The 543-nt window shown below is 40.0% G+C and carries 2 protein-coding genes; one reads left to right on the top strand and one right to left on the bottom strand.

All coding sequences use genetic code 11. The annotated features are described in order from the left end of the window. The coding region (locus I6E40_RS10680; RefSeq protein ID WP_235387256.1) for a hypothetical protein at window positions 1-223 on the bottom strand (223 nt) is incomplete at its 3' end. Window positions 224-249: 26 nt separating this feature from the next. Between I6E40_RS10680 and I6E40_RS10685 the strand changes: the two genes are divergently transcribed. Continuing rightward, on the top strand, window positions 250-543 hold a 294-nt coding region (locus I6E40_RS10685), incomplete at its 3' end, for a hypothetical protein (protein ID WP_235387257.1).

Raw genomic sequence — 543 nt, forward strand, 5'->3', positions numbered from 1 at the left:
TCTGATGAACGAACAAACAGCCTAAGCCAACACCAATGATATAATCAGTATGACTCTGTGACTGTGCGGTAATTTGGGGCATAACAGAGTCACAATCATTATAGTTTATACCAGGTGCAATAATGTTGTAATCTGATAAACACTCCTGGAACAACTCAACTACAGACTCGTTGTTCGTTTTATTGTCTTCAGGGCCAAGAATCAGCAATATTTTTTCCTTCATGACGATGTTGTTTATTTAGATTGATAATGTTCAAGGTCCTCTTCATAGAGCAACTTGTCTATATTGCCGCAACTATCTACAGAATAGAGGTAGCCGCATTTTATGCAAGTATCGTCTCTGTTAGGATACCCGCATCGAGGACACTTGTAGTGTATCATATCATAGAGCAGATAACCAAGACTCCATGCGGCTACACAGATGACGCATCTGATAATAATCTTCCTCATTACCAGCCTCCTCCGAAGATACCCCATATGAAATCAAGCAAATCAGCCAAGAAAGAGATGAATAATATAAGGAGTCCTGCAACAGCAACTCCA

Origin of the sequence: Prevotellamassilia timonensis (assembly GCF_021531665.1) — a bacterium.
GTDB lineage: Bacteria > Bacteroidota > Bacteroidia > Bacteroidales > Bacteroidaceae > Alloprevotella.